General features: G+C 42.6%; 9 protein-coding genes. 2 read left to right on the top strand and 7 right to left on the bottom strand.

What is annotated here, in order from left to right:
• Window positions 1-236: 236 nt before the first annotated feature.
• From ACL6C3_RS03425 to ACL6C3_RS03415, 3 genes are all read right to left on the bottom strand, one after another.
• The gene (locus tag ACL6C3_RS03425) at window positions 237-926 is read right to left on the bottom strand and encodes a Mo-dependent nitrogenase C-terminal domain-containing protein (RefSeq protein ID WP_413165357.1); all 690 of its coding nucleotides are present in this window, start codon (window positions 924-926) and stop codon (window positions 237-239) included.
• Window positions 927-1,067: 141 nt separating this feature from the next.
• The gene (locus ACL6C3_RS03420; RefSeq protein ID WP_413165356.1) at window positions 1,068-2,372 is read right to left on the bottom strand and encodes a M16 family metallopeptidase; all 1,305 of its coding nucleotides are present in this window, start codon (window positions 2,370-2,372) and stop codon (window positions 1,068-1,070) included.
• Window positions 2,373-2,659: 287 nt separating this feature from the next.
• A complete protein-coding gene (locus ACL6C3_RS03415) occupies window positions 2,660-3,388 on the bottom strand; it encodes a Uma2 family endonuclease (RefSeq protein ID WP_413165354.1) in 729 nt (242 codons plus the stop codon).
• Window positions 3,389-3,517: 129 nt separating this feature from the next.
• On the opposite strand from ACL6C3_RS03415, the gene crtD reads away from it, so the two are divergent.
• On the top strand, window positions 3,518-5,065 hold the full coding sequence (gene crtD / locus ACL6C3_RS03410) for a C-3',4' desaturase CrtD (protein ID WP_413165353.1): 1,548 nt from the start codon (window positions 3,518-3,520) through the stop codon (window positions 5,063-5,065).
• 710 nt (window positions 5,066-5,775) lie between these two features.
• Window positions 5,776-10,128 carry a cadherin domain-containing protein gene (locus ACL6C3_RS03405; protein ID WP_413165351.1) on the top strand — a complete coding sequence of 1,451 codons (4,353 nt, stop codon included), beginning with the start codon at window positions 5,776-5,778 and terminating at the stop codon, window positions 10,126-10,128.
• A gap of 134 nt (window positions 10,129-10,262) precedes the next feature.
• Here ACL6C3_RS03405 and ACL6C3_RS03400 read toward each other — a convergent pair whose 3' ends face one another.
• The 4 genes from ACL6C3_RS03400 to ACL6C3_RS03385 form a co-directional block, all read right to left on the bottom strand.
• A complete protein-coding gene (locus tag ACL6C3_RS03400; RefSeq protein WP_413165350.1) occupies window positions 10,263-10,478 on the bottom strand; it encodes a hypothetical protein in 216 nt (71 codons plus the stop codon).
• A gap of 230 nt (window positions 10,479-10,708) precedes the next feature.
• Window positions 10,709-13,063, bottom strand: a complete 2,355-nt coding sequence (locus ACL6C3_RS03395; RefSeq protein WP_413165348.1) for a CHASE2 domain-containing protein — start codon at window positions 13,061-13,063, stop codon at window positions 10,709-10,711.
• Window positions 13,064-13,120: 57 nt separating this feature from the next.
• Window positions 13,121-14,113, bottom strand: coding sequence for a DUF1822 family protein (locus ACL6C3_RS03390; RefSeq protein ID WP_413165346.1), 993 nt, complete (start codon window positions 14,111-14,113; stop codon window positions 13,121-13,123).
• A gap of 155 nt (window positions 14,114-14,268) precedes the next feature.
• A complete protein-coding gene (locus ACL6C3_RS03385; protein WP_413165344.1) occupies window positions 14,269-15,249 on the bottom strand; it encodes a hypothetical protein in 981 nt (326 codons plus the stop codon).
• Window positions 15,250-15,361 lie beyond the last annotated feature (112 nt).

The raw sequence follows: 15,361 nt of genomic DNA, 5'->3' as shown, positions 1-15,361 counted from the left end.
CAATTGGACAAATTCCAACATGAACATCCAAGGTAGACATACTCTTTACTCATCAAAATTGTGCGGGTTTTCTGCAAATCGCCAAAATTTTCTAGAGGGGTGGGGCGGGTTTAAACAGTCAACAGTCAACAGTCAACAGTACCGTGCTACTGGTAACTGTAAACTGTAAACTGTGAAAAGCCGCCCCTACAGATGATGAAAACTGCTTAACAATTGATTGCCGATTCTCGATGATGCTATATATACTTCGAGACATCTTCTTGACAATCATCAGCCAAATAGGAAAGCGCCCGAAAACGCAAACCAACAAGCTGTTCATAGAGCGGGTTAATTTTACACATGGGCGGAATATGAACAATCTTGCGACCAAACAGGGTAACATCCCGTTCAAACGGACATTGGGGAGGAATCATCTTGCAGATAAAACGAGCCACTTTCGGATCGTGAACCTCCCAGTCATCCAACCAATGTTTAACCGGATGCAAAACATCAAGCTGATGTCCTTCGGGAGGTTTAACGATTCCACCCTCAGCGCTTTGAGCTTGTTTAGCCTCAAGATCTTCCAAAGTATGCCGCAAAGACTTTAAAACCTCATCATTGAGATCCAAAGCCTGACAAAACTGGTGCATGAGGTCATCTTCGCACACGGAATAAATCCCATCGGCTAAAGCAACCATTACGGCAGTTCTGAGGAAATTTTCTGCCATTTCGGTTCCTTTTCCCAAATAGGCGGCTAACTCCTGGGGCGAAATGGGTTCGAGGGTGGATACATCGGTATCTGTTCCCAACTGTTGCTGGGTCAGAGAAACAATTAGATCTTGTTCTTCTGTATCAAATTGTCCATCTGCCAAAGCCAGAGTCAATAGTCCACGTATCCATGCGGTGGTTTGTTCGTTGGTGTAGGGTGATTGAGCAGTCCTAGTCATAGGTTACGATCTCTATCGGGAGATTAAATGGGGACTTGGAGAAAAGCTACTCTCCAGTTTTTACGATAACTGGGCTACGATATCTCGATCAACTTTAATCCTCTCGACAACGGGGAGAAATTCTCGCCTCAATTTCTAGACCTAAGCTGTCATCGGTTTAAGAATAGTTACACCATAAGCCGTCGGTGATAGATATTGTTGAGCCGCAGTTTGCAGATCTTCGGCGTCGATCGCTTGAATGCTCGCCGGATAGTTGAAAGCTACGGTTAAATCTCCGACGACAGACTGATAATAACCGTAAAGTCCGGCGCGATCGCTGGGTGTCTCATTTCCAAAGATATAACGATTTGCAACTTGAGTGCGAATGCGAGCAATTTCGGCTTCTGAAATTAACTCCGTTTGTACCCGTTCGATATGTTGAGCAATAGCGGCTTCTACTTCGGCTATATTTTCGACGGGAAGCCGAGCGGAGATATAAAATACCCCTTGTAGGCGTTGAGTCATGTGACTGACGGAAATTGACGAAACCAAGCCCCGGTTTTCTCGCAAATCTTGAACTAAACGGGCGGTTCGTCCCTGACCTAAAATCGTTGCTAAAATATCGAGGGCATAGGTTTGATCGAGTTGATTCAATCCCGGTGTCCGCCAAACCATCATCAGTCGGGCTTGTTGTAAACTCGGATCGACGATCTCCTGTCGAACTATGCTGTTAAAACGGGTTTCTGGAGTTAAATGGGCGGTTATCGGTTCAACGGTTGTTGCTTGTTGGGGTTGAGGATTAATTTCGTTAATGGAATTTTCGACAATTTCAATCAACTTTTGAGCCGGTAAATTTCCCACAACTGCTACTGTTGTCGAACTCGGTTGGTAGTGAGATCGATGAAAATCTCGCATTTGTTGAGCGCTGACTTGAGCAATGACCTCCGATGGCCCTAAAACCGGACGTCGGTAGGGAAGCCGTTCAAAAGCCATTTCCATCGAACGTCGGAAAGATCGCCGGCTGGGATGATCTTCTGCACGACGTATTTCTTCGAGTACCACAAACCGTTCCCGTTCAAAAGCATCCTCGGGAATACTAGCATTAAACACCACATCGAGTTGTAACGGGGCTAACTCGGCAAAGTCTTTCGGGGCGGTTGTGATGTAATAGTGAGTGTAATCTTGGCTGGTGGCTGCGTTGGTCACAGCCCCCCGTTCTTCGATGAGTCGCTCAAACTCACCCATTTTCAGCTGGGGTGTTCCTTTAAACACCATATGCTCTAGAAAATGAGCCATACCGTTAATATCATCCGGTTCATTGACCGAACCCACATTAACCCACACGTTTAGGTTCACCGCTTCGACGGGTAACTGTTCTGCTACAATCGTGAGACCGTTAGATAGCCGATGTACCGTTGGTGCATTGATCGAACGACTAGAAGAGGGTTTGATTAAAGTTGAGGTCATTGGCTGCCATCCCACATTGTTTTTTCTCTTTCTATCTTAAGACGCTTGCCTTTTATCTTCAGCACAGTTTGAGACATTCTTCAAAATTTACCGGATAATTTTAGCAAATTCTCCTTTGACTCTGCCAAAGCGATCGGTTTCGTCTAGATTAACTTACTCTAAGACAATTGCAGGCTTGTTTTTCGCGTAACTTCTACGGTCTGCTCAACTTACACGTTTTATTGTTTGCGGGATTATCCTCCTACAGTTGCCGAGTAGAACACCCGATATTGCGATCGCCAATTTTTCTACAAGAGAGTCTGGGGATCGATATTTAACTCTCGCAATTTTGCAGCTAATTTTTCATTTTTTTGTCGTTCTATTTCCAATTGTTGTCGTTCCATTTCTAATTGTTCTTGATTGGCTTTTGCGGTTTCTTCGGGCGTTAAAATTAATTCCCCTTCGGGCGTAAAAAACCGCAACTGTTCCCGTTCAACCCCCAAACAAAGTTGAAGTTGTTGACTCCAAAGCAAACCTTTTTCATTCGGTTGCAACTCTTGATATTCTCCATCGAGCAAATGAAACCCTTTAAACTCCAATGTATGGGGATCAAACCAAAAATAGTCCGGTGTGCGGAAGGTATTCTGATAAATTAGCTTTTTCTCTCCTCTATCTGTCTTGGCTGTCGAGTCGGAAAGCAATTCAATAATAATATTAGGATACTTCCCCTCCTCGGCCCAAACCACCCAACTTTTCCGGGGTTTGCGTTCGGTTCCTAACACCACAAAAAAATCGGGACCTCTAAAATCTTGAGTTTTAATCTGGCGGGGACTATAATAAATTGTTAGATTTCCAGCCGCAAAAAAATCATCTCGATCTCGCCAAAACCATTCCAAACCCGATAAGAGTAACAAAATTTGTTTGAGATGCAGATAACTTTCCAAAGGCGGTTCCTCACTGTACAAATCACTCGGAGGAACTTCAATTTCCTCGGAGTTTTGAGTTTGCCAAGCTTCCAAATCTTTCGCTACGGACATAAAAAATAGGGCTATAAAAACACCGAATAACGATTAGTTTAACACCTCAGGCTCCTTCTGGTGGCGATGTCTGCGCGATCGCCGAAGATGAATTATGATAAAATACGTTAAGAAATATTAAGCCAATCCATGTCAAGGGTTCACAGAAATCAGTCAAAACCGCGAGTTATCGTAGTTGGTGCGGGAATAGGGGGACTCACCGCAGGCGCGTTACTAGCCCATCGGGGTTATGATGTTCTCATCTTCGATCAGGCTATCGTCCCCGGAGGATGCGCCTCCACCTTCAAACGACGGGGGTTTACGTTTGATGTGGGGGCTACCCAGGTCGCCGGACTCGAACCGGGAGGAATTCATCATCGAATTTTTTCTGAACTCAATATTGAACTCCCTGAAGCCACGCCTTGCGACCCGGCTTGTGCGGTATTTCTCCCCAATGAAACCTCACCCATTAGTGTTTGGAGAGATCCGAAAAAATGGGAAAGAGAACGTCAAAATCAGTTTCCGGGTAGCGAACCGTTTTGGTTATTAATGAACCGATTATTTCAAGCCAGTTGGCGGTTTCAAGGACGCGATCCGGTATTACCTCCCCGCAATATTTGGGATTTTTGGCAACTGATAAAAGCACTTCGTCCCGATACGGCCATTACGTTTCCGTTTACGTTTATGACCGTAGCCGATGCGTTGCGTTTGTACAAATTGGATGATAATTTACGGTTAAAAACCTTTTTAGATTTACAACTAAAACTTTATTCTCAAGTTGATACCGAAGAAACGGCGTTATTGTACGCAGCAACCGCTTTGGGGGTTTCAACCGAACCCCAAGGGTTGTATCATTTACAAGGCAGTATGCAGGTGTTGAGCGATCGCTTGGTGGAAGCTTTGGAACGCGATGGTGGTAAACTGTTAATGCGCCATACTGTTGAAGCGATCGAAACCGAGAACGGTCAAGCAACCGGAGTCCGGGTTAAAAATCAAAAAACCGGGGAAGTTTGGCGAGAAAGGGCTGATTTTGTGGTTGCAAATGTGACGACTCAAAATTTAGTTCAACTGACGGGAATGGGGAAAAGTCAACCTCAAACGCCTTCTGAGTTTCTCCAACAGGGTTATAAACGCCGAGTTGATAAATTGCCTTCCGCTTCCGGCGCTTTCGTTGTATACTTGGGTGTGGAGCAATCTGCTATTCCGCCCGGATGTCCGCCTCATCTGCAATTTCTCTATGATTACGATGGCATCATTGGGGAGAATAATTCCCTGTTTGTTTCGGTGAGTCATCCCGGCGATGGACGCGCACCGGAGGGGAAAGCGACGATTACCGCTTCGAGTTTTACCGATACTCGCCAATGGTGGAATTGTGACGATTATCAAGGGTTAAAACAACAGTATACTAAAGATGCGATCGCCCGCTTGAGTTCCTATTTTCACCTCACCCCGGAAACGCTTGTTTACCAAGAAGCCGCTACACCTCGCACTTTCGCACATTTTACCGCCCGCGATCAAGGGGTAGTTGGGGGAATAGGTCAACGAATACCGACCTTTGGCCCGTTTGGGTTTGCCAACCGCACCCCTTTTGACAAGTTATGGTTAGTCGGAGACTGTACCCATCCGGGAGAAGGAACGGCGGGGGTGTCTTATTCGGCGTTAACGGTGGTCCGACAAGTAGAAGCCAGTCGCTTGTAGAAATTTGTCGAAATTATCAATCATCGTGAGTATTTCGCCGTCAAGGTCTGTATTTCAAGCCTTGACGGTATTTTTATTGAAATTTCGGGTTAATTTCTATTGAGTAGTTAGATCGAGTTTCCATTTCTCCTCGATGTTAAAGCTTGTGAGTCTGTATAAAAGAAAGTTGATTGGAACCCGTTTCTATGTATTAAAAATAAGAAGGTTTCACAATTGCTAAAATTTGCGTATTTTTACGGATAGCAGCGAGTCAAAAAAATATAGTGATACGGAGAAAATATCTTCTAGAACTCCCAAAAGAGAAAGTGAAAAACTTGGGTTTAACTAAAAATAGATAACTGACCCTGAAACTGGCATTATAGAAGGATTTTTCTTGAAATGAAGCTCGACAAAAGTATAACATATAATATCTAATCTTGAACTTTATTTTTTTTCAGCTAGCTAATGTTTATCAAATCAGTAAATTTGTAAAAATTCTGTAAAGTTCCCGGAAAAATACGGACATTGGTTTTTCAATAAATTACACTGTACATATAGCTGAAGTCCGAGAAAATACTGAGATGTTAATAAACTAACAGGGGCATCTCTTGCTTCAGACTTAGAAAACACAAATTTCTGAGTCTGAAATTATCCGATAACAACCATTCTTTATCCTTAATCCTTGAAAAAACTCTAATCGAAAGATTAGAATCAAACCGGAGTGCAAATTGATGACTACCCCTATTAGAGACATAATTGCTGTTTACGATAATCTACCCGAAAACAGTGACGATCGCTATACAGCGCCAGAAGTTAACTCTCCCAAACAGACATTTACCCACGACTTTCAGGTGGGAGAACAAAATAACCTGACCATTACAGGTTTTACGAGTCAAACCAGTGAAAACTATGATTTAGTGTCCTTTGTGGACAAAATCAATATCAAGCGAGTTGATAATGATGACATTAAAGGCGAACGACAAATCATTTGGTTTGAACAGGAAAATAGAACCAACAGCGAGATTTCATTGAAACCCTCCCTAGTCACCACAATGGAGGAGAGTTTGTACAGTGGGGTTATTAACAGAGGAACCGATAATATTTTTGCCAACCAAGGCAACACAGATAACAACAATAATAACATTGAAAGGGTAGACTTTGTTGCTAGCAAAGGATTATCAAGTCCGCAAGAATTCTTAGATAAAATTGGCTTTTTAATTTTAGAAAGAGGTGGAAACGATCCGCTTCAAATTGCAGCGATAACAGCAATTGATGAAGAAGGGAATCCGACAGCATTTGGAAAACTTCAAAATATTAGTGCAGATAGTTGGGGGAAATCATCCAATTCAATTCTCGCTGAAGTGATGCGACAAGACCCCGGTGAAGCGAATTTACGTTCCACCGCAGCTTTAGGGAGTGTACAAGCGATCGCAGGACTTTTTATCACCTACGCCGATCTCAAAGTTACTAACGATCAAACCTTCTATGGGTTCTCGCTTTTTCCCCCGGATGTTAATGATAGTAATGATTTAGTTGGTTTAAGCGATTTTCCGAAAAATACACCAGAAGTTGATGCAAAACAAAGATCTTTTGGTAGCTTAGACTTAATTTCAGCCGGAAGAATCTTTATTCAAAAAGATGTAGAATTACCGCCCAAAATCATCAATAACGACGAAGTGGAAATCGGGGAGATTTCCATAACCGAAAATACAACCTTAGTCACTGATATTGATGCGATAGACGAAAAAGATACTGAAAGCAAAGGTTTAACTTATCAGATCAGTAATGGAGAGGATAGGGATTTATTTACTATCGATCAGACAACAGGAGAATTAAACTTTAAACAGCCTCCAGACTTTGAAAACCCGACAGATGTTGATCAAGATAACATCTATAAGGTTGAAATTACTGTTACCGACTCTGATGGTTTAACCGATGTTAAAAGCTTCAATATTACTGTTAGAGATGAAGTAGAAGATAGCGAACCTCCGGTAGTTGAAGAACCTCCTGTAGTTGTTGAACCTCCTGTAGTTGTTGAACCTCCTGTAGTTGTTGAACCTCCGGTAGAACCTCCTGTAGTTGTTGAACCTCCTGTAGTTGTTGAACCTCCTGTAGTTGTTGAACCTCCGGTAGAACCTCCTGTAGTTGAAGAACCTCCTGTAGTTGTTGAACCTCCTGTAGTTGTTGAACCTCCGGTAGTTGTTGAACCTCCTATAGAACCTCCTGTAGTTGAAGAACCTCCTGTAGATAACGATGGTGGAAATGAACCTCCGGTAGAACCTCCGGTAGTTGTTGAACCTCCGGTAGTTGTTGAACCTCCTGTAGTTGTTGAACCTCCGGTAGAACCTCCTGTAGTAGAACCTCCGGTAGAACCTCCGGTAGTTGTTGAACCTCCGGTAGTTGTTGAACCTCCGGTAGAACCTCCGGTAGTTGTTGAACCTCCGGTAGTTGTTGAACCTCCTGTAGTTGTTGAACCTCCTGTAGATAACGATGGTGTAAATGAAACTCCCGATAATAACGGAGGAAATGAGAACGAAACTCCCGATAATAACGGTGGTGTAAATGAAACTCCCGATAATAACGGAGGAAATGAGAACGAAACTCCCGATAATAACGGTGGTGTAAATGAAACTCCCGATAATAATGGAGGAAATGAGAACGAAACTCCCGATAATAACGGAGGAAATGAGAACGAAACTCCCGATAATAACGGAGGAAATGAGAACGAAACTCCCGATAATAACGGTGGTGGAAATGAACCTCCGGTAGATAACGGTGGTGTAAATGAAACTCCCGATAATAACGGAGGAAATGAGAACGAAACTCCCGATAATAACGGTGGTGGAAATGAACCTCCCGATAATAACGGTGGTGGAAATGAAACTCCCGATAATAACGGAGGAAATGAGAACGAAACTCCCGATAATAACGGTGGTGGAAATGAACCTCCCGATAATAACGGTGGTGGAAATGAAACTCCCGATAATAACGGAGGAAATGAGAACGAAACTCCCGATAATAACGGTGGTGGAAATGAAACTCCCGATAATAACGGTGGTGGAAATGAAACTCCCGATAATAACGGTGGTGGAAATGAAACTCCCGATAATAACGGAGGAAATGAGAACGAAACTCCCGATAATAACGGTGGTGGAAATGAACCTCCGGTAGATAACGGTGGTGGAAATGAACCTCCCGATAATAACGGAGGAAATGAGAACGAAACTCCCGATAATAACGGTGGTGGAAATGAAACTCCCGATAATAACGGTGGTGGAAATGAACCTCCGGTAAATAACGGTGGTGGAAATGAAACTCCCGATAATAACGGTGGTGGAAATGAACCTCCGGTAAATAACGGTGGTGGAAATGAAACTCCCGATAATAACGGTGGTGGAAATGAACCTCCGGTAAATAACGGTGGTGGAAATGAAACTCCGGTAAATAACGGTGGTGGAAATGAAACTCCCGATAATAACGGTGGTGGAAATGAAACTCCGGTAAATAACGGTGGTGGAAATAAACCTCCGAGATCATCTTCTACTCCTCCAACAGAAGACACAGATGACACCAGTATTCCCCGAACCGATGACGGAGAAAACGAAGAGAATTTACCCACACCTATCCCAACAGGAAATAACTCAAATTGTGGATGTTCAACCATTCCTAAATTAGAAGCAATTTCGTTACCGAAGCGTCTAACGCTTAACGAAAATTTTGTGAAAACAATGGGAATTTCCATTAACGGAACCGAAGCGGATGATCTTCTCGCAGGAACCTTAGAGAACGAAGCACTTTTTAGCTTTGGTGGAAAAGATATTCTCAACGGAATGGAAGGTGAAGATTGGCTTGAAGGGGGTAAAGATGACGATCGCATTCGCGGTGATATCGGTGGGGATACCCTGCTTGGAGACAGTGGAAATGACACCCTTTTAGGAGGTCGAGACTCGGAAAATTCCGCAACCCGTGACACCAACGGAAAAGACTTGATGCTTGGCGGTTTGGGGAACGATTTCCTATCAGGAAATGAGGGAGAAGATCGGCTGATGGGAGACGAAGCCCACGATATGATTTACGGTGGAAAACATAACGATATCCTCTTTGGAGATGAAGGAAATGATACCCTCTGTGGCGACGAGGGAAATGACACAATTATCGGGTCGAATGGTAGTGAAAACGCCGTTGGTGATGCGGGAGAAAAAGATGTCTTGTTTGGTTATACCGAGGATGATTTAATTCAAGGTGGTCACGGACAAGACGAAATTTATGGTGGTAAAGGAAATGATTTTTCCTACGCCGGAAAAGATAATGATCGGGTTTGGGGAGATCTCGGAGATGATACACTCTCGGGTGATGAAGGCGATGATACTTTATTTGGTGATACCAATGACCCCAACACCACCTCACCCGAAGGACAAGATATGATTTGGGGAGGTTTTGGAGATGATTTTATTGGAGGAAATCGTAGTAATGATACCCTGATGGGTGGTGAAGGAAACGACACCATTCGAGGTGGAAAAGAAGATGATTTTCTCTACGGAGAAACGGGAGAAGATGTTCTTTTTGGTGATTTAGGAAATGACAAACTCTGTGGAAATGATGGAAATGATATCCTGTTTGGCGATACAGAAGATGAACTCGCTTCTGGCGGTCAGGATACTTTAATTGGTGGAAATGGAGATGATTTTATCAGCGGAAATCAAGCAGCAGATATTCTTTGTGGAGGTGAAGGTCAGGACAGTCTTTATGGTGGAAAAGATAACGATACTTTGAAAGGAAAAGCAGGGGTTGATTGGTTATCTGGAGACGAAGGAAATGATATCTTAACTGGTGGAGAAGATGTCGATTATTTTGTGTTCTCTGCTAGTAGCGGAACCGATATCGTTGAAGATTTCCAAGTTGGGGAAGATTTAATTGTGCTTGAGGATGGTCTAAGTTTTGCAGACTTAGCGGTTTTCCAGCGGGATACTTCCACCGTTATCGGTATTTTGGAACTCGGTCAACCCATTGCAATTTTAAACAATGTTTCTGCATTTTCTATCACCGAAGACAGTTTTATAACAGAAACTGAGTTGGTGGGATAACCTTTATTTTCCAATAATCTATAAACCGGGTTTCTAGGAGTAAGCTTTATTTCTCAACCGAGAGATAGCTTCAGAAACCCGGTTTCTGACCCCGAGAGATAACTTAATAAACCCGGTTTATAATGGAAATCATATTAAGCGTGAGGTGCGCCAGGATCGCGATTTGGAGGATTTCCGCGTCTACCAGGCGAACGATAACTCATGAGTTGAGCGGCAAATTTTGATGAGAAAAGGTTGGCTTTATGACTTGCAGAAGTTAACGAAGAATTATCTTTTTTTAGAAAACCAAAGTCTTCTATTTCTGATAATATTTGTTTGACTTTCCAGTTTAAATTAGATTGACCTGACATTGAAAACTCCCCCTTATTGTACTTTTTCTCGTTCTTAAATTAACCTTCAAACTCTCCCCAAAACAATCCGGAACTTTTTCGCTAAAAAAACGTCAACATTTTGCTTAAACCCAACTAAATCATAACTACAACTTCGCGATCGTCGATCCCGAAACTACCCTATAAACCAGATGTCTGAAACAAATCCGGTTTCAGAAACCCGATAAGATCAACCCGGTTTATGATAGATTTTAATCAGGATTTGTCGTTAACATCATCACCACTCCGCCACTCATTAAAACGGCTAAACCTGCTGAGAGATTCGGCACCCAAAACCCAATCAATAAAAGACTGTAACAAGCCACAGAGACACCAAAAATTGCCCCGCTTGTTGCAATTCCCCAGACCCAAACTCGACGAAATTTCCACCCCATTAACCCCCCCAAAACAGACGCACTCCACAGCCATAAATTCTCACCCCAACCCGACCAAAATTGAATTTGAGGTCGATTATCGAGTACCGTACTGATAATATGACTGACCATTTGAGCGTGTATTTCAACAGCAGCCATTTCCCGATAAGGTTGTTCTCCGGCGCTGTAGGGCGTAGAATAATAAGTTGAAGAAGCTGTTGTTTCATCCATCATCCCAATTAAAATTATCCTATCTTGAATTAACTCGGAACTGACTTGACCTTGTAAAACTTGAGAAACTGTCACCACTTCCGACACTTTAGACCGATAATTGAGTATCGTTTGAAAACCTGCTAAATTCTTTCGTTGATGATGATAACTTCCGGGTTGCAAAGATAAGTTATAAAATAGCCTTTCACCGATTTTTATCCAATCAATATGATCTTCAAATTGCATTCCCTCAACCGCCAAATAATTCAACGCCAGTCTTAAACTAAAAGCAGTTTCTGGATGACAATCATGCTCCTGATAAGGCTTCATTAACATCAAATAACGCCGCAAAACATGATCTTGATCCAATACCACATCGCTAAACCCCAAACGAGAAATTGGAACATCTGGGGGCGGTTTAATTCCCGGTTTATTCGGGTTTTGAGGTTCGGGATACTGACAGAGAGCGACCAAATTTTTGTAATTTTTCAATTGATTAATAAATTCATCTTCCGCCCGACTTTTAAAAAAACCCAAACCCATAACACGGGGTTGACTAACGTTTAATTTTTGAATTACATTTTCCCAAATTTGTTCGGGAAGGGGATAACCATATTGATTAATATCTTGCGGCGTTGCTGCAACAATTAATAATCGTTGATCGACGGTTTCATCGGGTCGCAAACGCATCAATTGATCGAACGTTTGCCATTCCCAAGTTTGCAACCATCCTAGCGATCGCAATGCTATAATTAACAGCGTTGTTGCTACACTCGCCCCCTGCGCGACTCGAAGCCGTTTGGGGTCACTTCCCCGCAATTTTTGCCAAGTTAAGGGTTCGGTCGCCGGATTTTGACATAATACAGGCATCCAACTCGCACAGGGAAATTCATCTTCGAGGGGTTGTAGCTTTTCTCTGGCTTCTTTGACGGCTTGATGAAGGGGAATTTGATGCCATCCCCGACGGGCAAAAGTTGCTAAAAAATACCTTAAAAAAGCTTGCGCCACCGCATCAGAAACGGGTTCGCGCATGACAATAATTTGCCCCATATTTAAGTCTTCCAACTGTCGCGCCAGTCCCAACCCATCACAAGAGTTAAAAATCGCCAATTGTAAACCCCTAGCGATACTGGTTCGCAGGGCGTTTTTCAGTTGAGAAACGGTAATGGTATCGGTTTGATTAATATGCAGTAAACCCGTCTCTCCGTCGGTGTGGCTGTGTCCGGCAAAAAACAAAATATCCCAACCTTGTTTATCCCAAAGATGTTCGTCTAATTCTCGTCTTCGGGGTTCTTTAAGAAATACAATTTCCCCGTCGGGTAAGGCTTCTAAAAGTTGGCGGTCGGCTTCGATATCCACCCCAACACTGTTCCCTAAAACGGCTAAAATTCTCACTTTTCCCGGTTGAGTTTGGGAATAAATTCCCACAGATTCAACGGTACTGAGTGCCATTTCTGCATGGGGATAATCTTCAAAAAAATCCCACAAATGCCAGGGAAGTCTTCGCAACTGATCGTTATCGGTTTCGAGAATAATCCGAATTTCATCGTTGGGGCTAAGATATCGCCTCAGTTGTTGGTCAATGCGTCGAAAAGGTTGGGAGTTTAACCAAGTATTCATCTGAATTTGTAACTCAATACAAGTGCGATGAAAATCGATTTCTGAAACTTGAAGAATTTCTTCGCTATCAATTTTAATTCGCACCGACCAACCCAAACGTTGAGAGAGGGCGTTATATAATAATTGCCATTGTTTATAAAGCTGTTCTAGGTCGGGGGCGGGAGGTAAACTCCCCAAAAATTTCATTGAATTTGGGGTTGTCGTTGAGGGAGAAAATCGGTTAGTTTTGAACGGTTGATAACGCCGATAAAAAGGTGCGTTTATTTTCTCAAAACTTTCCTCAGTCCATAACTGGGCTGTAACGACGGGAAAACCATGTTTTAAGCTTCCCTGTGCTAAACTTAAAATAATTAATTTGCTCATCACTGACAACCGATAGAATAGAAAACCCCAATCAATTTTATTTTTATTGGACTCAATTTAGATGATAAAATCTTCGGTGATTTGATTATTTTTGTAGGCAGCTTTTACGGTAAACTGTTCGCCCGCCAAACCTCGAAAATAGGGCAGTTGAATAAAGTTATCCAAACGCCGCGAGGGAATTTCTCGCAAGATTTCCCCGGTTTCAGATAATAAACTGAGTTTGATATTTTCCGGCAAATAGTTCATCCCACAAGCCGGATGAATTTGAACTCTAATCCCCATTTCTGCGTCGGTTTCTGGAGTAACCGCGACCAGTAAAATAACTGTAGGTTCTCCGGTTCCTTCTCCCAAATCAATTAATTTTGCACCTCTAATACTGTCTTGAGGAGAGGATGAAGTCGGACTATCAACGGTTGATTTATTCCTTAAGTTTGCCCCACGATAACCCAAAGCTAAGGCTCGATCTAACCCCAGTAATGCTTCTACACTTTGCCATCCGTCTAGGATTGTATTTTGAAGTTTGTTGTGCAACCATTCGCTCAAATTAACCGCAGATTTTACGGGTTTTGATTGCCGAATTGTCTGGAGATAGTCTGTAAATTCTTCTAAAGATTGAAGTTGATTAACTTCTAGAGTTTCGCTGTTTAATTCTTTGACAAATCCGATAATTTCCGCTTCGCTTAAACCCGAATTTAACCGCACAAAAACATAGGCAATTCGTTCGCACTGAACTTCGGGCGGAATTTCACAAACTGGGTCATTTTCCAAAATCGGGCGACATTCTAATTTTCCATAATTTTTAACGTCTAGATCCGCAACATCCATCAAGGCTTGCATCAGGGGATCTTCGGACAAAGTTTCTTCTAAATCAAGTTCAAAACCCAAACATTCTAGATAAAATTTAACGGCATATACCGCCAATGTATTCAGATAAACCTGTTTAGATTTTGCAGTTTGACCGTGATAACTCGAAAAATTTTGAGCTTGAGAATGAGCCAATAATGAAAGCGAGACTTTAAAAGTTAACGGAGTCAAAGTCTGATAATTCATGGTATTTTCTGGCGATCAGTTCAGTTTTTATAGCTGGTGACAAGCGAAACAGATACTTAAAAAAGAAGAACCAATTCAGTAAGCTTTCTCAGGGCGGTTTGACAGAAATTGATTGCTTTGACAACCGGAGGATTCAATTGACTTCTATCTTCTTTCTAGGCGGTTTCGGCTGAAAGATACTCTTTAAATGTGGGAGCCAGTTTGCGACAGGTTCGCCCAAAAAAGCTACTTAAAGTTCCGATAGGTAAGTCAAATTGTACCGAGATTTCTTTCCAACTTTTGCCAGAAAGAACCGCCAAAGCAATGGCGCGAAAATTAGCATCGGGACGGGCGCGAATATGTTCTTTTTTGAAGAAATTATTCGGGTCTTCTTCTAAGATTTCTCGCAATTCTATCGATAAACCCCGAGTTGGAGTTAAGGGTTGTTGTTTTTCTAACACCCGTTCGAGATCATCGACGCAGGCGAAAGATTGAGTTTGGGGTGAACTAAATTGTCGATAACATTCTATGACTAATTTATCGAGTCTAAAGTTTACCCATGTCATAAATTTTCCGCCCCGGAATGGGTCATAGGTGTCTATTTTTTGGCACACATAAACTAGGGTTTGATTCACCGCTTCTTCATACAACAGTTTGTAAAAATCCGGTGAGAATTTCCCCCGATGCGGATGACACAATTTTCCCGAACATCGAATGGCTTCGACTAATTCTCTTAAGGCATATTGACGAGATTCGCTATCCGGTTGATTTTTCTGCGCTTCTAATGCTATAATTTGTAAGCGATCGTGAGTTAAGATCAAGCGCAGCGCTCGAGAACGCAACCCATTAATCCATTCCCTCACGGGTAATTTTTCCGGATTATAACTATTGATTTGTCTGTCTACCTCACTCGCCAATTGCTTGTGTACCGCTTGGTAAATTTCTAGATAAATTCCCGATAGCGGTTGACCTCGACTCGGACGACACCAACTTCGCGATCGCAAGATTTCATCAACCAGCAGATCTAACAGATGAGATCTGTCAACCGTCGATCCGCAGTCTTGAACTTGCCTAATTAACTGTTCGAGTCGCTCGTCCATGAATTTGATGACACTGGCAGAATTGAGGGTGTCTGGTGAAAATAGAGCAACAACCATTGTGGTAGAACACCCCTCGGATGGTAATCTTCACTGCTAACTCATGGAAAATTTTCCGATGTTCTGCACTTTGTTACAAAACTTAACATTTGAGCCGCGAAGAAATCAAATT

The sequence above is a fragment of the Capilliphycus salinus ALCB114379 genome (assembly GCF_047276495.1).
GTDB lineage: Bacteria > Cyanobacteriota > Cyanobacteriia > Cyanobacteriales > Microcoleaceae > Capilliphycus > Capilliphycus salinus.
The sequence above is the reverse complement of the archived record's forward strand: the minus strand, read 5'-3'. Positions and strand labels throughout refer to the sequence as shown.